The organism is Leifsonia sp. GW821-FHT13C09, from assembly GCF_058806435.1.
Genome location: NZ_JBXAPS010000001.1, coordinates 1,063,541 through 1,084,811 on the forward strand (window position 1 = coordinate 1,063,541; position 21,271 = coordinate 1,084,811).

20 protein-coding genes are annotated in these 21,271 nt (G+C 70.0%); 3 read left to right on the forward strand and 17 right to left on the reverse strand.

The features are described 5' to 3' along the window. Positions 1-26: 26 nt before the first annotated feature. The 8 genes from atpA to AC1ROW_RS05185 all read right to left on the reverse strand — a co-directional run bounded on the left by atpA (position 27) and on the right by AC1ROW_RS05185 (position 6,871). The gene (gene atpA / locus AC1ROW_RS05150; protein ID WP_493017762.1) at positions 27-1,664 is read right to left on the reverse strand and encodes a F0F1 ATP synthase subunit alpha; all 1,638 of its coding nucleotides are present in this window, start codon (positions 1,662-1,664) and stop codon (positions 27-29) included. Positions 1,665-1,697: 33 nt separating this feature from the next. Then, positions 1,698-2,489 carry a F0F1 ATP synthase subunit delta gene (locus AC1ROW_RS05155; RefSeq protein WP_493017763.1) on the reverse strand — a complete coding sequence of 264 codons (792 nt, stop codon included), beginning with the start codon at positions 2,487-2,489 and terminating at the stop codon, positions 1,698-1,700. Beyond that, positions 2,489-3,058, reverse strand: coding sequence for a F0F1 ATP synthase subunit B (locus tag AC1ROW_RS05160; protein WP_493017764.1), 570 nt, complete (start codon positions 3,056-3,058; stop codon positions 2,489-2,491). Before AC1ROW_RS05160 ends, AC1ROW_RS05155 begins: the two co-directional genes overlap by 1 nt. A 35-nt stretch (positions 3,059-3,093) precedes the next feature. Then, complete coding sequence (gene atpE, locus AC1ROW_RS05165; RefSeq protein WP_179607020.1) at positions 3,094-3,315, reverse strand: F0F1 ATP synthase subunit C; 222 nt, start codon at positions 3,313-3,315, stop codon at positions 3,094-3,096. Between the two features lie 51 nt (positions 3,316-3,366). After that, a complete protein-coding gene (gene atpB / locus AC1ROW_RS05170) occupies positions 3,367-4,164 on the reverse strand; it encodes a F0F1 ATP synthase subunit A (RefSeq protein WP_493017765.1) in 798 nt (265 codons plus the stop codon). 170 nt (positions 4,165-4,334) lie between these two features. Then, positions 4,335-4,841: a Cg1360 family ATP-synthase-associated protein gene (locus AC1ROW_RS05175; RefSeq protein ID WP_493017766.1), complete on the reverse strand. Its 507-nt coding sequence runs from the start codon at positions 4,839-4,841 to the stop codon at positions 4,335-4,337. Beyond that, on the reverse strand, positions 4,838-6,106 hold the full coding sequence (locus tag AC1ROW_RS05180; RefSeq protein ID WP_493017767.1) for an MraY family glycosyltransferase: 1,269 nt from the start codon (positions 6,104-6,106) through the stop codon (positions 4,838-4,840). Before AC1ROW_RS05180 ends, AC1ROW_RS05175 begins: the two co-directional genes overlap by 4 nt. Positions 6,107-6,109: 3 nt before the next feature. Further along, positions 6,110-6,871: an L-threonylcarbamoyladenylate synthase gene (locus tag AC1ROW_RS05185; RefSeq protein ID WP_493017768.1), complete on the reverse strand. Its 762-nt coding sequence runs from the start codon at positions 6,869-6,871 to the stop codon at positions 6,110-6,112. Between the two features lie 93 nt (positions 6,872-6,964). On the opposite strand from AC1ROW_RS05185, the gene AC1ROW_RS05190 reads away from it, so the two are divergent. Continuing rightward, complete coding sequence (locus AC1ROW_RS05190; RefSeq protein ID WP_493017769.1) at positions 6,965-7,591, forward strand: HAD-IA family hydrolase; 627 nt, start codon at positions 6,965-6,967, stop codon at positions 7,589-7,591. 41 nt (positions 7,592-7,632) lie between these two features. Here the strand turns inward: AC1ROW_RS05190 and prmC are convergent, their stop codons facing one another. Next, complete coding sequence (gene prmC / locus AC1ROW_RS05195; protein WP_493017770.1) at positions 7,633-8,505, reverse strand: peptide chain release factor N(5)-glutamine methyltransferase; 873 nt, start codon at positions 8,503-8,505, stop codon at positions 7,633-7,635. Positions 8,506-8,567: 62 nt separating this feature from the next. On the opposite strand from prmC, the gene cysK reads away from it, so the two are divergent. Together cysK and epsC are read left to right on the forward strand one after the other, a co-directional pair. Then, positions 8,568-9,506: a cysteine synthase A gene (gene cysK, locus AC1ROW_RS05200; RefSeq protein ID WP_493017771.1), complete on the forward strand. Its 939-nt coding sequence runs from the start codon at positions 8,568-8,570 to the stop codon at positions 9,504-9,506. 4 nt (positions 9,507-9,510) lie between these two features. Beyond that, positions 9,511-10,080 (forward strand): serine O-acetyltransferase EpsC, encoded by a 570-nt coding sequence (epsC, locus tag AC1ROW_RS05205; protein WP_493017772.1) that lies wholly within the window; start codon positions 9,511-9,513, stop codon positions 10,078-10,080. A 73-nt stretch (positions 10,081-10,153) separates the two neighbouring features. Here the strand turns inward: epsC and prfA are convergent, their stop codons facing one another. The 8 genes from prfA to argS all read right to left on the reverse strand — a co-directional run bounded on the left by prfA (position 10,154) and on the right by argS (position 21,233). Further along, entirely contained in the window at positions 10,154-11,230 is a 1,077-nt protein-coding gene (prfA, locus tag AC1ROW_RS05210) for a peptide chain release factor 1 (RefSeq protein WP_431346709.1), read from the reverse strand. A gap of 86 nt (positions 11,231-11,316) precedes the next feature. After that, a complete protein-coding gene (gene rho, locus AC1ROW_RS05215; RefSeq protein ID WP_493017773.1) occupies positions 11,317-13,515 on the reverse strand; it encodes a transcription termination factor Rho in 2,199 nt (732 codons plus the stop codon). 260 nt (positions 13,516-13,775) lie between these two features. Further along, positions 13,776-14,738 carry a homoserine kinase gene (thrB, locus tag AC1ROW_RS05220; protein ID WP_493017774.1) on the reverse strand — a complete coding sequence of 321 codons (963 nt, stop codon included), beginning with the start codon at positions 14,736-14,738 and terminating at the stop codon, positions 13,776-13,778. After that, positions 14,735-15,856 (reverse strand): threonine synthase, encoded by a 1,122-nt coding sequence (gene thrC, locus AC1ROW_RS05225; protein WP_493017775.1) that lies wholly within the window; start codon positions 15,854-15,856, stop codon positions 14,735-14,737. The genes thrB and thrC overlap by 4 nt, the downstream gene beginning before the upstream one ends. Continuing rightward, positions 15,856-17,211 carry a homoserine dehydrogenase gene (locus AC1ROW_RS05230; protein ID WP_493017776.1) on the reverse strand — a complete coding sequence of 452 codons (1,356 nt, stop codon included), beginning with the start codon at positions 17,209-17,211 and terminating at the stop codon, positions 15,856-15,858. Before AC1ROW_RS05230 ends, thrC begins: the two co-directional genes overlap by 1 nt. Further along, the gene (lysA, locus tag AC1ROW_RS05235) at positions 17,208-18,623 is read right to left on the reverse strand and encodes a diaminopimelate decarboxylase (protein WP_493017777.1); all 1,416 of its coding nucleotides are present in this window, start codon (positions 18,621-18,623) and stop codon (positions 17,208-17,210) included. The genes AC1ROW_RS05230 and lysA overlap by 4 nt, the downstream gene beginning before the upstream one ends. Before the next feature lie 137 nt (positions 18,624-18,760). Next, entirely contained in the window at positions 18,761-19,525 is a 765-nt protein-coding gene (locus tag AC1ROW_RS05240; RefSeq protein ID WP_493017778.1) for an LmeA family phospholipid-binding protein, read from the reverse strand. Between the two features lie 4 nt (positions 19,526-19,529). Then, positions 19,530-21,233, reverse strand: coding sequence for an arginine--tRNA ligase (gene argS, locus AC1ROW_RS05245; RefSeq protein WP_493017779.1), 1,704 nt, complete (start codon positions 21,231-21,233; stop codon positions 19,530-19,532). Positions 21,234-21,271 lie beyond the last annotated feature (38 nt).

Here is a 21,271-nt window from a genome sequence, read left to right on the forward strand (position 1 = left end):
GTGTCTTCCTCAGTACCTATCCGTGCTCAGCGCTTCGCCTTGACGATGCGCTCCTGGTTGACGTCCTCCGTGGAGCTCGCCTCGAACTCCTCGCGTCCGACCGAGGCGAGCGGCTTGCCCTCGCCGGTCTGGAACTCGAGCTTGAACTTGTCGATCTCCTCGCCGAGCTTCGACACCGTGTCGTCATCGAGGACGTTGGTCTCGCGCAGCGTGGTGAGGATGTCGGTGTTGCGGCGCAGGTGGTCGAGCAGCTCGGCCTCGAAGCGGAGGATGTCCTCGACCGCGACCTCGTCCAGCTTGCCGTTGGTGCCGGCCCAGATCGAGACGACCTGCTCCTCCACCGGGAACGGCGAGTACTGCGGCTGCTTGAGCAGCTCGGTGAGGCGCGCGCCACGGGCGAGCTGACGGCGGCTGGCCGCGTCGAGGTCGGACGCGAACATCGCGAACGCCTCGAGCGAGCGGTACTGCGCCAGTTCGAGCTTGAGCGTGCCGGAGACCTTCTTGATCGACTTGACCTGCGCGTCGCCACCGACGCGGGAGACCGAGATGCCGACGTCGACCGCGGGACGCTGGTTGGCGTTGAACAGGTCGGACTGCAGGAAGATCTGGCCGTCGGTGATCGAGATCACGTTGGTCGGGATGTACGCCGACACGTCGTTCGCCTTGGTCTCGATGATCGGCAGACCGGTCATCGAGCCGGCGCCCAGCTCGTCGGAGAGCTTGGCGCAACGCTCCAGCAGGCGGGAGTGCAGGTAGAAGACGTCGCCCGGGTAGGCCTCGCGTCCCGGCGGACGGCGGAGGAGCAGGGACACGGCGCGGTAGGCCTCGGCCTGCTTCGACAGGTCGTCGAAGATGATCAGGACGTGCTTGCCGCCGTACATCCAGTGCTGGCCGATGGCCGAGCCGGTGTAGGGGGCGAGGTACTTGAAGCCCGCCGGGTCGGAGGCCGGGGCCGCGACGATGGTGGTGTACTCCATCGCGCCGGCGTCCTCGAGCGCGCCCTTCACCGAGGCGATGGTCGAGCCCTTCTGGCCGATGGCGACGTAGATGCAGCGGACCTGCTTGTTGACGTCGCCGGACTCCCAGTTGGCCTTCTGGTTGATGATCGTGTCGATCGCGATGGCCGTCTTGCCGGTCTGGCGGTCGCCGATGATGAGCTGGCGCTGGCCACGGCCGACGGGGATCATGGCGTCGATCGCCTTGATGCCGGTCTGGAGCGGCTCGTGCACCGACTTGCGCTGCATGACGCCGGGGGCCTGCAGCTCGAGCTCGCGGCGGCCTTCGGTCGCGATCTCGCCGAGACCGTCGATCGGGTTGCCGAGCGGGTCGACCACGCGGCCGAGGTAGCCGTCGCCGACGGGGACGGAGAGGACCTCGCCGGTGCGGGTCACCTCCATGCCCTCGACGATCTGGTCGAACTCGCCGAGGACCACGACGCCGACCTCGTTCTCGTCGAGGTTCTGCGCCAGGCCCAGGGTGCCGTCCGCGAAGCGGATGAGTTCGTTCGCCATCACGCCGGGGAGGCCCTCGACGTGCGCGATGCCGTCGGAGGCGTCGAGCACGTGCCCGACCTCGACGGTCTCGGCGTTGGCCGGCTCGTACTTCGAGACGAAGTCTTTGAGCGCGTCCCGGATCTCATCGGGGCTGATCTGGATGTCTGCCATCGTTGTTCCCTATCTGGGTTTTCTCTGGGGCGGTCAGCCCGCGAGCTGAAGTCGGAGTTCGGTGAGGCGCGACGCGACGCTTCCGTCGATGACGTCGTCGCCGATCTGAACGCGCAGGCCGCCGAGGATCGAGGGATCGACGACCTCGTTGAGCTTGAGGTCGCCGTACTTCGCGGCGAGGCTCGCGCGGAGGCGCTCGGCCTGCTCGGCCGGGAGCGGCTGGGCCGTGACGACCGTGGCGATCGCCTGGCCGTACTGGGCGGCGACGATGCGCGCGGCCTCGCGGAGCGACTCGCGGATGCTGCGGCCGCGCGGCTGCAGGACGAGCTGGCGCGCGATCGCGACGGTCTGCGTCGAGGCCTTGCCCGAGAGCAGTCGCTCGGCGAGAGCGGCCTTGGCCTCGGGCGCGGCGAGCTTGCTGCGCAGCGCGAGCTCGAGCTGCGCGTCGGAGGTCACGGCGCCTCCGAACGCGAACAGCTCGCCCGGGATGTCCACGTTGCGCGGCGCGGAGGCGGCGATCGAGCGGATGCCGAGCTCCTCGATCGCGGCGAGCACGTCGTCCTGGCCGGACCAGCGCTCGCCCGCGACGACGGTCAGCAGCTCGACCGCGGGGGCCGAGAGCGACGCGAAGACGCGCTGGACCAGCGCGGCCTTGCCGTCGGCGGGCGCCGAGGGGTCGCTGAGGACCGCACGGAGCTGGGCGGAGTCGGCGACGACTCGTCCTGCGGCGAACAGGTCTTCAGCCGTCGCCAGATCGGCCTTGGACCCGAGCCCGGCGAGCGCCTGGACGGATCGGGCCAGTGCTTCTCTGGAGGCGCTTCCCATCAGTTGCTCGACCCTGCTTCCTGGGCCTTCTGGGCTTCACTGGACTCGAGGTCGGCCAGGAACCGGTCGACGATGGCCTGGGCCCTCTTGTCGTCGGTGAGCACCTCGCCGACCACGCCGGACGCGAGGTCGATCGCGAGCGAGCCGACCTCGCCGCGGAGCGAGACGAGCGCGCCCTGGCGCTCCGCCTCGATCTGGGCCTGGGCGGCGGCGGTCACGCGCGCGGCCTCGGCCGTGGCGTTGTCCTTGGCCTCCGCGACGATCTTCTGACCGTCCACGCGGGCCGTCTCGCGGATCTTGGCCGCCTCGGCACGCGCGTCGGCGAGCTGCGCGGTGTACTCCTCGAGCAGCGCCTCGGCCTTGTGCTGAGCCTCGTCGGCCTTCGCGATGTTGCCCTCGATCGCCTCGGCGCGCTCATCCAGGAGCTTCCGCATGCGCGGAAGGACCAGCCTCCAGAAGAAGAACAGGATGATGACGAAGCAGATCACCGAGCCGATGATGTCCGGCCACGCGGGGATCAGCGGGTTGTGCGTCTCCTCCGTCGCGGCGATCACGACACTGTTGAGCATCGTTCCTCCTTACGGGAATGGATAAAGAGGACGGACTACTGGAAGATGAAGCCGACGGCGATACCGATGAACGCGAGCGCCTCGGTGAACGCGATACCGATGTACATCAGAACCTGGAGGCGGCCGGCCAGCTCGGGCTGGCGGGCGACGCCCTCGATGGTCTTGCCGACGACGATGCCCACGCCGATGGCCGGGCCGATGGCGGCGAGGCCGTAACCGACGGTGGCGATGTTGCCGTTGATTGCAGCGATGTCCACGTTATGTGTTTCCTTCCGTGATGGCGGTGCGCGCGGTCGCGCGAACCGTAATTAGTGTTCCTCGGCGACTGCGAGCTGGATGTAGACACCCGTGAGCAGTGCGAAGACGTAGGCCTGGAGGACAGCCACCAGGATCTCGAACAGGGAGAATGCGAACCCGAACGCGAAGGTCACCACACCGAACAGCGACCAGAGTCCGCTCAGGGTGAAGACGAAGAACGCGGTGCCGGTGAAGAACAGCACGAGCAGCAGGTGCCCAACGACCATGTTCATGAGAAGTCGGAGGGTCAGCGTGATCGGCCGGAGGATGAAGGTCGAAATGAACTCGATCGGCGTGACCAGGATGTACAGGAACCACGGGACACCGGGCGGGAACAGCGCGTTCCGGAAGAAGTTGCCCGGGCTCTTCTTGATACCCGCGTAGATGAACGCGACGTAGGCCGCGACCGCCAGCACGAGAGGCGTCCCGATGATGGCCGTTCCCGCAATGTTGAGGAACGGGATGATGCCGGTGATGTTGAAGAACAGCACCATGAAGAAGATCGTGGTGAGCAGCGGCAGGAAGCGCCGGCCGTCCTTGCGGCCGAGCAGGTCCTCCGCGATGTTGACACGGACGAAGTCCAGGCCCATCTCGACGACCGACTGGAAGCGGCCGGGGATGAGCTTCATCTTGCGCGTGCCGAGCCAGAAGATCAGGATCAGCGCGACGGTCGAGATGATGCGGACCAGCGTGATGCGGTTGAACTCGAGTCCGCCGATGGTGAACAGGGTGGGTGGGAAGAACTCGTTGATCGACGGGCCTTGGAAGCTTCCTCCATCGGAGCTTGCGGCCTGGACCAGCAGGTTCACAGCGTTAGCTAACAGCGCTATCTCCTGTTTCGGGGCGTCGAGCTGATGCTCTCGCGACGACGAACGGTGGACACCCGATTTCGCGCGCCCGGTGGTGCATGGGCGCGTACGGGTGGGGGATCACTGACAACTCTACAAGAGTTTTCAAGCGGTAACGAATCGGATAAGGTTCAGCGTTTGTCCCCCGGCAGCGTGACGTCGCTGGCGTAGGGGATGCGCGATCGGAACACGACGATCATGTCGACCACGAGCGATCCGATCACCCCTGCGATCAGGCTCAGGAACAGCACCACGGGGTTGATCCACGGCTGGTCGCGCAACAGCAGCGCGAGCACGATGAACAGCACGAACTTGACGATCCAGCCGCCGAGCACGATCCCGAAGAACAGCCCGACGAAGAGGTCCGAACCGATGAACCGGTTGGCGATCAGGATGCTGAGCGCGGTGATGCTGAGGAACACGGCGGCCATGAGGGTGCCGATCAGCGCGCTCGTGACGCCGACCCAGCCGGCGAAGATCCCGCCGAGGACCATCCCGACGACGGCGATCGCTCCGGCGAGGATGAAGCCGTACTTGAGCACGTCCTTCAGCACCGGGGTCGACGTCGGCTGCTGCGGAGCGGCCTTCGCGGGCTCGTCCGGCCGCGGGGCGGGGGCTCCGTCCTGGTGGTCGGTCATCGGGTCTCCTTGCTGGTGGGGCTGGCGGGCTCGCCGGGATCGCCAGGCGGGGTGGTGACGGAGATGCGCTCGCTCGCGATGTCGAGCGCGTCGTACTTCGCCGTCTCCTCGGCCTCCTTGCTGCCTGCGGGGGCGAGCTCGGCGGCGGCCTCGTTCACCTTGCGGCGGCTGAGCGGGGCGAGGGTGATCGCGGTGCAGATCACGAGGCCGATCGCGACGAAGACGATGGCCATCCAGTACGGGTCGAAGAAGAACAGCAGGCAGCCGATCGAGAGCACGGCCGTCCACGCGTAGAAGATCAGCACCGCATGGAGGTGCGAGTGCCCCATGTCGAGCAGGCGGTGGTGCAGGTGCTTGCGGTCGGCGCTGAAGGGCGACTTGCCCGCGCGCAGCCGCCGCACCACCGCGAGACCGAAGTCGAGCAACGGGATGACGAGCACAGCGAACGGGATGGTGACCGGAATGAACGCGGGAACCAGCGACGACTTGCCGAGGGTCTGCAGGGCCTCTGGGTTGATCGTGCCCGTCACCGAGATGGCTGAGGTCGCCATCAGGAGGCCGATCAGCAGCGCGCCGGCGTCGCCCATGAACATCTTCGCCGGGTGCCAGTTGAGCGGCAGGAAGCCCGCACACGCGCCGACCAGGATCGCTGCGATGACGCCGGCCAGGCTGAAGTAGTTCTGCGGGCTGATGTCGCGCTGCAAGAGGTACGTGTAGACGAGGAAGGTGCCGTTGGCGATGAGCGCGACGCCGGCGACGAGGCCGTCCAGCCCGTCGATGAAGTTGATGGCGTTCATCACGAGCACGATCGCGAAGAGGGTGATCACGATGCTCATCACCGGCGAGCCGATGGTGAGGCCGCCGATGGGCAGCGAGTAGATCTGCACGCCCAGCCAGGCGACGATCCCGGCCGCGACGAACTGGCCGGCGAGCTTGGTCATCCAGTCGAGGTCCCACAGGTCGTCGGCCACGCCGAGCACGACGATGAGCAGGGAGGCGCCCAGGATCGCGATGATCGGGCCTGCGTCCGAGAAGATCAGCGACAGCACGCCGAACTGGCTGGACAACAGCCAGGAGACGCCGAAAGCCACGAGGATGCCGAGGAACATCGCGACGCCGCCGAGCCGCGGAGTCGGCCGGGTGTGGACGTCGCGCTCCCGGATCTTCGGGTAGAGCTTGAAGCGCATGGAGACCTTGTAGACCACCACCGACATCCCGAACGTGATCACGGCCGAGATGAGCGCGAGGGCGAGGAAGAGGGTCACGGCTCAGGTGTCCGCGGCGGTGTCGGCGACCGCCTCGGCGTCGTCGGCCGGGTCCGCGGCCCGCACACCGGGCTCGTCGGCGTCGTCGACGAGCGCGTCGCCCACGACCTCGCGCAGCTGCGCAGCGGAGATGACGCCGTGGCGGAGGATGCGGAGCTTGCCGGCGCCCGCCGCGAGCGCGGTCGCGTCGACGATGGTGGAGGAGGAGTCCTTGCCCTCGACGCGCTCGTAGGAGGTGCCGGCCTCTCCCCCGTCGAGGTAGACCGACACGGACTCGCCGAGCATGGCCTCCGCCTCCGCTGCGGTGCGGGCGGCGGGGCGGCCGGTGAGGTTGGCGGACGAGACGGCCAGCGGGCCGGTCTCGGCGAGGATCTCCAGGGCGATCCGGTCCTGCGGCATGCGCAGCGCGACGGTGCCCTTGGTCTCGCCGAGGTCCCAGACCAGGGACGGCGCGGCGGGCAGGACGATGGTGAGGCCGCCCGGCCAGAACGCCTGCACGAGCGCGTCGACCTCGGCCGGGACGCGCTCGGCCAGGGCGGCGAGCGTGGGGATGCCGGGCACGAGGACCGGGGGCGGCGACTGGCGGCCGCGTCCCTTCGCGTCGAGGAGCCGCTGCACGGCCGTCGGGCTGAAGGCGTCCGCGGCGACGCCGTAGACGGTGTCGGTGGGGATCACGACGAGTTCGCCGCGGCCGATCGCCCCGCGGGCGAGGCGCATGCCGGTGAGGAGTTCGGAGTCGACGGAGCAGTCGTAGATGGGAGCCATGACGGCACCCATGATAGTTGAGCCACCGCAAGGTTCTCTGCGACCGCGCGGACCGGTAGGACGATGACAGGGCGCGGGACGATACTGGTGGCGATGGACGTCTACTTCTTCGACTGCGACAAGACCCTGTACGACTACGACTTCCACAAACGGCTCCCCCGCCTCGCCGAGCTGAGCGGCGTGAGCCAGTACCGGCTGGCGTCGAGCTGGTGGGCGGGCGGCCACGAGCGCGCCGCCGAGATCGGCGAGTACGCCACGAGCGAGGAGTACCTCGCCGCGTTCGCGGAGGTGACCGGAGGCCGCCTCACGCTGGAGCAGTGGCAGGAGGCCAGGCAGGCCGCGATGACCCGGATCGACGGGTCGGTCGAGGCGCTGCGGGTCGCCGCGACGCTCGGGACGGTGTCCCTGCTGTCGAACAACCCCATCCCGTTCAAGGACTCGCTCCCTGTGCTCATGCCGGACGTGGCGAGCATCCTGGGCAGCAACGACCTGGTCTCCGCGGTGCTCGGCGCCCGCAAGCCCGAGCGCCGTATCTACACCCGGGCGCTGGGACGGTTCGGGGCGCGGCCCGAGGACGCCATCCTGTTCGACGACTCGCTCGCCAACGTGGAAGGCGCCCGCGAGGCCGGGATGCACGCGTTCCACTTCACCCGCCGGGAGGACGGCACGTTCGACACCGACGGGATGCTCGCGGCGGTCCGGGCGTTCGCGGAGCGTTGACCCTCCTCGTATTCGGCACGAATGTCGCGGGGAGCGGATCGCTATTTGAGGGCGGTGGTCGCGCGGTCGCGGGTGGTGAGGTCGCGGTGCGTCGCGGCGGCGCGCCAGCCGTCGGCGGTCAGCAGCTCGCGAATCTGGGCGCCCTGCAGCTCGCCGTGCTCCAGCACGAGCGTGCCGCCGGGGCGGAGCAGTCTCCGGGCGACGCCCGAGATGACGCGCACGACGTCGAGCCCGTCGGCGCCGCCGTAGAGCGCCGCCGCCGGGTCGAAGAGGCGCACCTCCGGGTCGCGCGGGATCGCGTCGTCCGGCACGTACGGCGGGTTGGAGATGACGACGTCCACCGTGCCGTTCAGCTCGGGGAGGGCATCGGCGAGATCGCCGAGAACCGCCTGGAGGTTCGTCGCGCCGACCGACTCGACGTTGCGCCGGGTCCAGACGAACGCCTCCGGGGACTTCTCCACTGCGTACACGCGGGCGTGCGGCACCTCCGTCGCCATCGCGAGCGCGATCGCGCCGCTGCCGGTCCCGAGGTCGACGCCGACCGGCTCGGCCGACGGCACCGCGCGCAGCGCGTCGATCGCGAACTGGACCACCTGCTCCGTTTCCGGCCGCGGCACGAACACGCCGGGGCCGACCGCGAGCTCCAGGGAGCGGAACGGCGCCGAGCCGGTGATGTGCTGCAACGGCTCGCGTGTGGCCCGGCGGGCGGCGAGCTCGCGGACTCGCCGGGCGTCGTCCGTGTCGATCGCGGCGTCCATCACCACCAGCGCCTGGACGCGACCGCGCCCGGCGCCGAGCACGAACCCGATGAGGAGGTCGGCGTCCACCTCCGGATCGGGCACTCCCGCCTGCGCGAGGACGGCGACCGTCTCGTCGCGGAGGGAGCGGACGGTGGAGGGCGCGGCGTCAGACATGGCCCGACGAGCTTACCGTCACAGGCCTTCACCAGGGCTCCGGGCGGAATAGAGTGAACACCATGCCCGCGAAGATCTATGAGAACATCACCGAAACCGTCGGACGCACTCCGCTCGTCAAGCTGAACAGGCTCGCCGCCGGCACCGGCGCGACCGTGCTGGCGAAGCTGGAGTTCTTCAACCCCGCCGCCAGTGTGAAGGACCGCATCGGCGTCTCCATCATCGACGCCGCCGAGAAGGCCGGGGCGCTGCGCCCGGGCGGGATCATCGTGGAGGGCACCAGCGGCAACACCGGCATCGCCCTGGCCATGGTCGGCGCCGCACGCGGCTACAAGGTCATCCTCACCATGCCGGAGACCATGTCGAAGGAACGGCGGGTGCTGCTGCGCGCGTTCGGCGCCGAGATCGTCCTCACCCCCGGCCCCGAGGGCATGCGTGGGGCGGTGGAGGCGGCGAAGAAGATCGTCGCCGAGAACGACAACGCCATCTGGGCGCAGCAGTTCGCCAACGCCGCCAACCCCGCCATCCACCGCGCCACCACCGCCGAGGAGATCTGGGCCGACACCGACGGCGGCGTCGACATCTTCATCTCCGGCGTCGGCACCGGCGGCACCATCACCGGCGTCGGCCAGGTGCTGAAGGAGCGCAAGCCCGACGTGCAGGTCATCGCCGTCGAACCGGCCGACTCCCCGATCCTCAACGGCGGCACGCCCGGCCCGCACAAGATCCAGGGCCTCGGCGCGAACTTCGTCCCCGAGATCCTGGACACCGGCGTCTACGACGAGGTCATCGACGTGTCCTTCGAGGACTCCCTCGACATCGCCAAGAAGCTCGCCTCCGAAGAGGGCATCCTCGCCGGAATCTCCTCCGGCGCCATCATCTGGGCCGCCCTCCAGGTCGCCGCCCGCCCCGAGAACGCCGGCAAGACCATCGTCGCCATCGTCTGCGACACCGGCGAACGCTACATCTCCACCGCCCTCTGGGCCGACCTCCTGGACTGACGGCGTGGCCCTTTTCCGGGTGCGCGAGGACATCCGCAATGCGCGCACGCACGACCCCGCCGCGCGCGGGGACGCCGAGGTGGCGCTGGTCTACTCGGGCCTTCACGCCGTGTGGTCGTACCGCGTCGCCCACCGGCTCTGGCTCGCCGGCTTCCGGATGCCGGCGCGGATGCTGTCCCAGTTCACGCGCTTCCTGACCGGCATCGAGATCCACCCCGGCGCCCGCATCGGCCGCCGGTTCTTCATCGACCACGGGATGGGCGTCGTCATCGGCGAGACCACCTGGATCGGCGACGACGTGATGCTGTACCACGGCGTGACCCTCGGCGGCCGCGGCAGCGGTCACGGCAAACGCCACCCGACCATCCACGACCACGTGACGGTCGGCGCGGGCGCGAAGGTCCTGGGCGCGATCGAGATCGGCACACGCACCGTCATCGGCGCCAACGCCGTCGTCGTCCACGACGCGCCGCCGGACTCGGTGCTAACGGGCGTCCCCGCCCGTGCCCGCCCGCGCTCCGGCCACGAGCAGATCGCCGGCGACGAGTGGCTCGACCCCGCCCTCTACATCTGACAGCAACCGCCGAGTACGCAGATTGTCTGCGTACTCGGCGGTTTCCGGCTGATTTCTCGCGTACTCGGCGGTTTCAGTCTTGGGCCAGGTCGGCCAGGCGGGCCTCTTCGTCGGCGAGGATGTTGGACTCGATGACGGGGTCGAGCGCGCCGTTCATGACGGAGTCGAGGTTGTAGGCCTTGTAGCCCGTCCGGTGGTCCGCGATGCGGTTCTCCGGGAAGTTGTACGTGCGGATGCGCTCGGAGCGGTCCATCGTGCGGATCTGGCCCTTGCGGAACTCGGCCGCCTCGGCGTCCGCCTCCTCCTGCTGCTTCGCGAGCAGCCGCGCCCGGAGCACGCGCATCGCGGCCTCGCGGTTCTGGAGCTGGCTCTTCTCGTTCTGCATCGATACGACGATGCCGGTCGGCACGTGGGTGATGCGCACCGCCGAGTCCGTCGTGTTGACCGACTGGCCGCCGGGGCCCGACGACCGGAAGACGTCGATCTTGAGGTCGTTGGGGTTGATGTCGACCTCTTCGGGCTCGTCGACCTCCGGGAAGACCAGGACACCCGCGGCGGAGGTGTGGATGCGGCCCTGCGACTCGGTCGCCGGGACCCGCTGCACGCGGTGCACGCCGCCCTCGTACTTCAGGTGCGCCCACACGCCCTCGGCCGGGTCGCTGGAGTTGCCCTTGAACGCGACCTGGACGTCCTTGACGCCGCCGAGGTCGCTGGAGGTCTGCTCGATGATCTCGGCCTTCCAGCGCTTGGAGTCCGCGTAGTGGAGGTACATGCGCAGGAGGTCGCCGGCGAACAGCGCGGACTCGGCCCCGCCCTCCCCCATCTTGATCTCCATGATGACGTCGCGGCTGTCGTTGGGGTCGCGCGGGATCAGCAGGCGGCGCAGCTTCTCGCCGGACTCCTCCAGGCTCTGCTCCAGGCCAGGGATCTCCTCGGCGAACGCCTCGTCCTCCGCGGCCAGCTCGCGCGCGGCCTCCAGGTCGTCGGAGAGCTGCTTCCACTGGTTGTACGAGGCGACGATGCGCGACAGCTCGGCGTAGCGGCGGTTCACCTTCTTGGAGCGGACCGGATCGCTGTGCAGCTCGGGGTCGGAGAGCTGCTGCTGGAGATCGTCGTGCTCGGCGATGAGGCCGTTGACCGACTCGAACATGCGTGACTTCTTTCTGGAGGCGCTGGCTGGGAACGAGAAAGCGCCCGCCGCCGCGCACAGGGCACGGCGGACGGGCGCTTCGTCAGCTAGCGGTGGTCGTTCTCGTGGCCGTGCGAGTGCGCGTTGCCGTGGCCGTTGGCCGGCTGCGGCATCGACTTCTGCACCTGCATGAGGAACTCGACGTTGCTCGAGGTCTCCTTCAGGCGGCCGAGCACGATCTCCAGGGCCTGCTGCTGGTCGAGGCCGGCGAGGGCGCGACGCAGCTTCCAGGTGATCTTGACCTCGTCCTGGCCCATCAGCATCTCCTCGCGGCGGGTGCCGGAGGCGTTGACGTCGACGGCCGGGAAGATGCGCTTGTCGGCCAGCTGGCGCGACAGGCGGAGCTCCATGTTGCCGGTGCCCTTGAACTCCTCGAAGATCACCTCGTCCATCTTGGAGCCGGTCTCCACCAGCGCCGAGGCGAGGATGGTCAGCGAGCCGCCGTGCTCGATGTTGCGCGCGGCGCCGAAGAAGCGCTTCGGCGGGTACAGCGCGGAGGCGTCGACACCACCGGACAGGATGCGACCGGAGGCCGGGGCCGTCAGGTTGTAGGCACGGCCGAGGCGGGTGATCGAGTCGAGCAGGACGACCACGTCGTGGCCGAGCTCGACCAGGCGCTTGGCGCGCTCGATCGCGAGCTCCGCGACGGTGGTGTGGTCCTCCGCCGGGCGGTCGAAGGTGGAGGCGATGACCTCGCCCTTGACCGTGCGCTGCATGTCGGTGACCTCTTCGGGACGCTCGTCCACCAGGACGACCATGAGGTGCACCTCAGGGTTGTTGGTGGTGATCGCGTTGGCGATCTGCTGCATCACGATGGTCTTGCCGGCCTTCGGGGGCGCGACGATGAGGCCGCGCTGGCCCTTGCCGATCGGGGCGACCAGGTCGATGATCCGCTGGGTGACCTTGCCCGGCTCGGTCTCGAGCCGCAGCCGCTCCTGCGGGTACAGCGGGGTGAGCTTGCCGAACTCGACGCGGGTCGCGGCCTCCTCGATGGTCTGGCCGTTGATCGAGTCGACCTTCACCAGCGCGTTGTACTTCTGGCGGCTGTTGTTGTCGCCCTCGCGCGGCTGGCGGATGGCGCCGACGACGGCGTCGCCCTTGCGGAGGCTGTACTTCTTGACCTGGCCGAGCGAGACGTAGACGTCGCTGGCGCCCGGGAGGTAGCCCGTGGTGCGGACGAACGCGTAGTTGTCCAGCACGTCGAGGATGCCCGCGACCGGGATCAGAACGTCGTCATCGCCGATCTCCGGCTCGAGGTCGTCGCCGCCGGCGCCGCCACGGCGCTTGCGGTTGCGGTCGCGGAAGCGGCCGGCGCGGTCGCCCTCGGCCTGCTGCTGCTGCGGGCCGCGGTTCTGCTGGCCGCCCTGCTGGCCGCCGTCGCCCTGGAGGTCCTTCGGCTGGTTCTGCTGGCCCTGCTGGTTCTGGCCCTGCTGGCCGCCCTGCTGGTTCTGGCCCTGCTCGCCGTTCTGGTTGCCCTTGTTGCGGTTGCGGTTGCGACGGCTGCGGCCGGACTGCTGCTGCTCGCCGCCCTGCTCGGTGTCGCCCTGCTGCTCGCCGGTCTGGTCGCCGCGGGCCTGGTCGCCGCGGGCCTGCTCCCCCTGTGCGGGCGCCTCGGCCGACTGCTCGTCGGTCTCCTGGCCCTGGCCGTTCTGCTGGCCCTGACCGTTCTGGCCGCCACGGCCGCGGCGACGCCGTCCGCCGCCCTGGCCGTCGCGCTGCGCCTGCTCGCGGGACGCGAGAGCGGAGTCGAGCAGAGCGTCGACGTCCGGGATGAGCGACTCGACACCGGTCTCGCCGGTGTTGACGTGGGTGGCCGCGCCGACGCTGGTCGACGGGGCGATGCTCGTGCCGTCCGGGCTGGAGGCGCGGCGCGAGCCGCGTCGGCGCGGTTCGGCGGCGACCTGGCCGAGGAGGGCGTCGCCCGCGATGGGCTCGTCCGCCACGGGCTCGGCGATGAGCGGCTCGATGAGCACCTGGGAGGCGGCCGTCGCGTGGTCCGCCTGCTGCTCGGTCTCGGCCGGCACCGTCTCGATGGAGACGGGCTCTGCCGCTTCCGGCTCGGCGGGCGCCTCGGTCCCGGCGGCCGCGGCGCGAGCCGTCGCGATCGCCTCGACCAGCTCGCCCTTGCGGAGCCGGGTCGCGCCCTGGAGGCCGAGCTCGGCGGCGAGAGCCTGCAGCTCCGCCACCTTGAGCGAGGTCAGGTCGCTGGTGTCCACGCCCCCGGCGTGGAGTTCGACATCAGTCACTGAAGAGGATTCCTTTCCCCCGACGCGCACTCTGCGCGCCGCTGTGGAGCACTCGTCACGTGAGCCTGCCTTACCGTGCTGCGTTCGGATCCGCGCTACGGTGCGCTCTGGATCTCCGGATGCTCCGGAGAACCGAAAAGCGCAGGCAGGAGTGACGGCATGATTGCTAAGAGATCACCCGGAAGCTGGATTCGCTCGTGACGCGGGTTCTTCACGGGTGCACTCGGTAGTTTACCACCTCACGACAGGCCCTTTCGACGCTACGCCGCCGGTGTGTCCGCGTCGTCGACGGCCAGCGGAGCGACCGTCGCGCCCTTGAAATCGACCGCGAGCATCAGCGGCTGCCAGGCCGTCTGCGCCTCCCGGGCGACGAGCTCCGCAGCGGCGAGCCGCTGGCTCGGGTCGCTGCACAGCACCAGGATCGAGGGGCCGGCGCCGGAGACCACTGCCGCGAAGCCGTTGGATCGCAGCAGCGTGATCAGCCGGTCGGTCTCCGGCATGGCCGAGGCACGGTAGCTCTGGTGGAGCTTGTCCTCGGTCGCCGCGTGCAGCAGCTCGGGGCTCTGGATGAGCGCTGCCACCAGCAGAGCCGAGCGCGACACATTGAAGACGGCGTCCTCGTGGGGCACCGACTCGGGCTGGAGGCTCCGGGCGAGCGCGGTCGACATGACGTGCTCTGGCACGAGGACCAGCGGCGAGACGCCGCGGTGCACGATCAGCTTCTTGAACCGCGGGCCGTCCGGGGTGACCCACGCGATCGTGAGGCCGCCGAAGAGCGCCGGCGCGACGTTATCGGGGTGACCCTCCATGTCGTTCGCGAGGGCGAGCAGCGCCTGGGCGTCGAGCTCGACGACGCCCTCCAGGAGGCCCTTGGCTGCCATGATGCCGGAGACGATGGCCGCGCCGGACGAGCCGAGGCCGCGGCCGTGCGGGATGTTGTTGCGCGCCACCAGGTTCAGCCCGGGCAGCGCGACTCCGACGGACTCGAAGGTGTGGGCGATCGCCCGCACGACGAGGTTGCTCTCGTCGGTCGGGACCTCCCCCGCTCCGATGCCGACGACCTCGACGCTCGCACCCGGCTCGTCGCGCACGCTGACGCGCAGCTCGTCGTAGAGGGCGAGGGAGAGTCCGAGGGTGTCGAAGCCGGGGCCGAGGTTGGCGCTCGTCGCCGGGACCTTGACCGCGACCGCGCGGCTGCGCAGGTCGACGGCGCGCAAGCTCATGCCGACGCCCCGGTAGCCGGGACCAGGCCGAGCACGTCGGCGATCGCGTTCGTGTCGACCGGGACGATGGTGGGCTGCACGTCGGAGCCGTCGGCCGTGCGGAGCGCCCACTGCGGGTCCTTCAGGCCGTGGCCGGTGACGGTCAGCACGACGGTGGCGCCGGCCGGGATCACACCGGCGGCCGAGCGCTCCAGGAGGCCGGCGACGCTGATCGCGCTGGCGGGCTCCACGAAGATGCCGACCTCGGCCGAGAGGATGCGGTGCGCCTCCAGGATGGCGGCGTCGTCGATCGCGCCGAAGTAGCCCTCGCTGTCGTCGCGCGCGTTGAGCGCGAGCTCCCACGAGGCCGGGTTGCCGATCCGGATCGCGGTGGCGATGGTGTCGGGCTCCTTGACGGCGTGGCCGAGCACGATCGGGGCGCTGCCTGCGGCCTGGAAGCCGAACATCCGCGGGAGCTTCGTGGCCTCGCCGCGCTGCAGCTCCTCGGTGTAGCCGCGGTGGTAGGCGGTGTAGTTGCCGGCGTTGCCGACGGGGACGATGTGGAAGTCGGGAGCGTCGCCCAGGACCTCGACGACCTCGAACGCGGCGGTCTTCTGGCCCTCGATGCGGTCCGGGTTGACCGAGTTGACCAGGTGGACCGGGTAGTTGGTGGCCAGGTCGCGGGCGATGTCGAGACAGTCGTCGAAGTTGCCCTGCACCTGGAGGAGCTGCGCGTTGTGCGCGATCGCCTGACTGAGCTTGCCCATCGCGATCTTGCCCTCCGGCACCAGCACGACGGCCTGGATGCCGGCGTGCGTGGCGTACGCGGCGGCGGAGGCCGACGTGTTGCCGGTGGAGGCGCAGATGACGGCCTTCGCGCCGTGCTCGACGGCCTTGGAGATGGCCATCGTCATTCCGCGGTCCTTGAACGACCCGGTCGGGTTCATGCCCTCGAACTTCACGAAGACGTTCGCACCCGTGCGCGCGGACAGCGCGGGGGCGGGCAGGAGCGGCGTGCCGCCCTCGCCGAGCGTCACGATCGGAGTCGCCTCGGAGATGTTCAGGCGGTCCGCGTACTCGCGGAGCACGCCGCGCCACTGCCGGCTGTACGACTTCGGCCCATTCGACGACTGGGGCATTACGATCCTTCGACTCGGAGAACGGAAGAGACGGCGGTGACCACGTCGCTCGCGGCGAGCGCCTCCACGGTGGCCGCCAGCGCGGCCTCCTCGGCTTCGTGGGTGCCGATCACCAGGGTAGCGGTGGGGGCGGTCGCGCCGTGAATCGGATGGTTACCGGAGATGACGACGGCGCCGGTCGAGCTCGGCACGGACTGCTGCACCGTCTCCACGCTCACCCCGCCGTCGCTCAGGATACGGGCGACCCTGGCGAGCACGCCGGGCTGGTCTGCCACCGACAGAGTGATCTGGTATCGGGTGACGACGCGGCCGATATCGAGCACCGGGAGGCCGGCGTGCGTCGACTCGGCGACGCCAGGGCCGCCCACGACGTGCCGGCGCGCGGCGGACACGACATCGCCGAGCACGGCCGACGCCGTCTCCACGCCGCCGGCGCCCGCGCCGTAGAACATCAGGTCGCCCGCGGCCTCGGCCTGGACGAAGACCGCGTTGTGCGCGCCGCGCACCGCGGCCAGCGGGTGCTCGCGGCTGATCAGGGCCGGGTAGACGCGGGCGGAGACGCCCTCCTCGCCGGTCTCCGGGTCGACCAGCCGCTCGCAGATCGCCAGCAGCTTGATCACCCAGCCGCCCGCGCGGGCCGCCTCGACCTGCTCGCGGGTGACCGACGTGATGCCCTCGCGGTAGACCTGCTCCAGCGGCACCGTGGTGTGGAAGGCGAGGCTGGCGAGGATCGCGGCCTTCTGGGCGGCGTCGTAGCCGCCGATGTCGGCGGTCGGGTCCGCCTCGGCGTAGCCCCGCTCGGTGGCGGTGGCGAGCGCGTCGGCGAGGGTCTCGCCTGTCGTGTCCATCCGGTCGAGGATGAAGTTGGTCGTGCCGTTGACGATGCCGAGGATGCGCGAGACCGTGTCGCCGGCGAGGCTGTCGCGCAGCGGCCGGATGATCGGGATGGCGCCGGCGACCGCGGCCTCGTAATAGAGCTGGGCGCCGACCTGCTCGGCGGCGTCGAACAGCTCGGGACCGTGGGTGGCGAGCAGGGCCTTGTTGGCCGTGATGACGTCGGCCCCGGAGTTCAGCGCCTCCAGCACGTAGCCACGGGCGGGCTCCACGCCGCCCATCAGCTCGACCACGATGTCGGCGCCGAGGATGAGCGAGGTGGCGTCGGTGGTGAACAGCTCCTTCGGGAGGTCGACGTCGCGCGGCGCGTCCACGTCGCGCACGGCGATGCCGACGAGCTCCAGCCGCGCGCCGACGCGCGAGGCGAACTCGTCGCTCTGCTCCAGCAGCAGCCGCGCCACCTGAGAGCCGACGGAGCCGGCGCCCAGCAGCGCGACGCGGAGATTGCGGTATTCGATCATCGGCGGGTGCTCCCGTCTTCGTACGCGGCGTCGCGTGCCAGCAGGTCCGCCTCGGTCTCGCCGCGCACGATGACGCGGGCCGCGCCATCCGTCACGGCGACGACCGGCGGGCGGCCGAGGTAGTTGTAGTTGCTGGCCAGCGACCAGCAGTAGGCGCCCGTCGCGGGCACCGCGAGGAGGTCGCCCGGGGCGACGTCGCCGGGCAGGTACTCGGCGTCCACCACGATGTCGCCGCTCTCGCAGTGCTTGCCGGCCACTCGCACGAGCACCGGCTCGGCGGCGGACGCCCGGCCGGCGATCCGGGCCGAGTAGTCGGCTCCGTAGAGCGCCGGGCGCGCGTTGTCGCTCATCCCGCCGTCCACGCTCACGTAGCGGCGAATCGCCGTCTCGCCGTCGTCCTGCGCGGCGACCGTCACGTCCTTGGTCGTGCCGACCGTGTAGAGGGTGAGTCCCGCGGCGCCGATGATCGCGCGGCCGGGCTCGAACGCGACCGCCGGAATAGGGATGTCGAGATCCTCGCAGGTCGCCGCCACAGTCTCCGCGATGCTGCGGGCGAGTGCCTCGATCGGAGCCGGGTCGTCGGCCGCCGTGTACGCGATGCCGAAGCCACCGCCGAGGTTGAGCTCGGGGATGTCCCCACCGGCCAGCAGCTCCTTGTGCACGGCGAGCAGGCGGGCGGCCGACTCGGCGAAGCCGTCCGCTCCGAAGATCTGCGAGCCGATGTGGCAGTGCAGCCCGAGGAACGCGAGCCCGGCGTGCGAGCGGATGCGCGCGACGGCGCCGGCGGCGTCGGCCAGCGCGATGCCGAACTTCTGGTCTTCGTGGGCGGTGGCGAGGAAGGCGTGCGTGTGCGCGTGCACGCCGCTGTTCACCCGCAGCCGCACGCGCTGGACGACGCCGTGGCGCTCCGCGGCCTCGGCGACGCGGTCGATCTCCTGGAGGCTGTCGATGATGATGGCGCCGACGCCCTCCACCACCGCGCGGTCGATCTCGGCGAGCGACTTGTTGTTGCCGTGGAAACCGAGTCGCTCGGCCGGGACGCCCGCGGCGAGGGCGATCGCGAGCTCGCCTCCCGAGCAGACGTCGATGTTGAGCCCGGCCTCCGTCATCCACCGGGCGACCTCGATCGAGAGGAACGCCTTGCCCGCGTAATAGACCCGGGCCGCGGAGCCGACCTCGGCGAACGCGCGCTGCAGCGCGGAGCGCACCTCGACGGCGCGCTCGCGCGCCTCGGTCTCGTCCACGACGTAGAGCGGCGTGCCGAAACGCTCGGCGAGCGCGGCGACGGGGACGCCGCCGACGACGATCGCACCCTCCTCACGGTGGGCGGTGCGCGACCAGAGGCCCGGGACGAGCGCATTCGCGTCGTCGGGCTCCCTGAGCCACGGTGGTGCGAGCGGATTCGATGCCATGGGGACAACCTCACGAGTACGGAGAACTCAAGTACGACGAGTGGGGTTCTCTCTGGCGAGCGGACCCGGATTGGCCCCTGAAGCCGGTGGAGAAGCTGCATGAAGTCTAGCGAGAGGCAAACAACTGCTTCGCCGTGTTACGAGCAGTTCCCCTTGCTGTGCAGGAACTTCTCATCCATCACGAAATTCGACGCGGTCAGCGTGACGGTGGCGCGATTCGGCGTCACGTGGATGTCGCTGACCTGCACGCCGGCGGGGAGGTATTGCGCGGCGCACAGCGGGAACGGCCCGCTCGCCGTCAGTGCTTGGAGCAGCTTGGTGACGTTCACGTTGCCCGACCCGGCCGAGACGCTGGCCTTGCCCGGCGTGAGCAGGACGGTGCTCCCGTTCGCCTTGGCGGTCGCGCTCACGGTGTAGTCGACCGGGAGGCCGAGCAGGTCGATGCTCCCGTCGTAGCCGAGCACACCGTCGCCCAGGGTGATGTCGCCCTTGGCGCCGGGGATGGTGATCAGCTTGTTGAGCGAGTCCTGCGAGATGCTCAGCGTGCCCGTGGCCGACTGGATGGGCTTGCTGAAGTCGGTGGGAACTCCGGTCGCGTGGATGGACGCGCTCAGCAGCGCGCCGTCGACGGTCGCGTGCGGGGCCACCAGGTCCACGTCCGAGAAGCTGCCCGCCAGGAACTGCTGGAGCACCGAGAATCCGCCGATGTGCACCGAGACGTCGGCCTTCACCGACGAGGGGAGGTTCTTCTCGATCTCGGCCGCCACCCGCTGCTCCGCGACCGCGCGCGTCACGGCGTCGGCGACCACCAGTAGGAGGACGACGACCACGACAGCGATCACGATCCGCAGGAGGGTCTTCAGCCGGCGCGGGCGGGCGGGCCGTTCGCTTCGCACAGTCATGCCGTCACATCCGCTCCGGAGCGGACACCCCCACCAGCGCGAGGCCGTTGCGGACGACCTGGCCGGTCGCGTCGTTCAGCCACAGCCGGGTGCGGTGGGCGTCGGTGACCGGCTCGTCGCCGTGCGGGAGCACCCGGGTGGAGCCGTCGCGCACGGCGTACCAGGCGTGGTACAGCCCGGCGAGCTCCTCGATGTAGCGCGCGACGCGGTGCGGCTCGCGCAGCTCTGCCGCCTGGGCGATCACCCGGGGGAACTCCTGGAGGCCGCCGAGCAGGGCGCTCTCGGTCTCGTGCGTGAGCAGTTCCGGCTTGAACACGCTCCGGTCGACTCCGGACTTCGCCGCGTTGGCCGCCACCGAGCGGGTGCGGGCATGCGCGTACTGCACGTAGTAGACGGGGTTCTCGTTGCTGCGCTTGGTGAGCAGGTCGAGATCGATGTCGAGCTGCGAGTCGGTGGAGGAGCGCACCAGCGAGTAGCGCGCCGCGTCCACGCCCACCGCGTCGACCAGGTCGTCGAGCGTGACGATGGTGCCGGCGCGCTTCGACATCTTGACCGGCTCGCCGTCCTTGACCAGGTTGACCATTTGGCCGATCAGGATCTGGAGGTTGACGTGCGGCTCGTCGCCGAACGCCTCCACCATCGCCATCAGCCGGCCGATGTAGCCGTGGTGGTCGGCGCCGAGCATGATGATGTTCTGCTCGAAGCCGCGCTCGCGCTTGTCGAGGTAGTAGCCGAGGTCGCCGGAGATGTAGGCGGGCTCGCCGTTGGAGCGCACGATGACGCGGTCGCGGTCGTCGCCGAACGTCGTGGTGCGCAGCCAGATCGCGCCGTCCGCCTCGAAGATGTGGCCGAGGTCGTCCAGGCGCTCGATGGCGCGCTCGACGGCGCCCGACTCGTGCAGCGAGTCCTCGTGGAAGTACACGTCGAAGTCCACGCCGAACGCGTGCAGCCGGTCCTTGATCTCCTGGAACATCAGGTCGGTGCCGATGCGGCGGAAGACCTCCTGCTGCTGCTCGCGCGACAGGCCGGCCAGGTCGCCGATCTCCGGGTCGGCCGCGGCGCGGGTCGCGACCTGGGCCGCGATCTCGCCGATGTAGGCGCCGCCGTAGCCGTCCTCCGGCGTGGCCTCGCCGAGGTAGGCGGCGAGCAGGCTGCGCGCGAAGCGGTCGATCTGGGAGCCGTGGTCGTTGAAGTAGTACTCGCGCGTGACGTCGGCGCCCTCGGCCTGCAGGATGCGGGCCAGGCTGTCGCCGACGGCCGCCCAGCGCGCGCCGCCCAGGTGGATCGGGCCGGTCGGGTTGGCGGAGACGAACTCCAGGTTGACCAGCAGCCCGTCGTAGAGGTCGCCGCGGCCGTAGGCGTCGCCGGCCTCCACGATGGTCTGGGCGAGCTTGCCCGCGGCGGCGGCCTCCAACCGGAAGTTGATGAAGCCGGGGCCGGCCACCTCTGCGGAGGAGACGCCCTCGATGCCGGCGGCCCCCTCGGCGACCTCGGCCGCGAGCTCGCGCGGGTTGGCGCCGAGACGCTTGGCGAGCCGCATCGCGACGTTGGACGACCAGTCGCCGTGCTCGCGGTTCTTGGGGCGCTCGAGCGGGATGTCCTCCGCCGTGATCGTGAGCTCCGGAATGCTCGCGTCGCCCTCGCGTCGGCGGCTCACCACGGTCGTCACGATGGCGAGCAGGGCGGCGGAGAGGTCATCGGGAGTCATAGGGGACCAGTCTACTGGCGCTCCACGCCTTCCCCCGC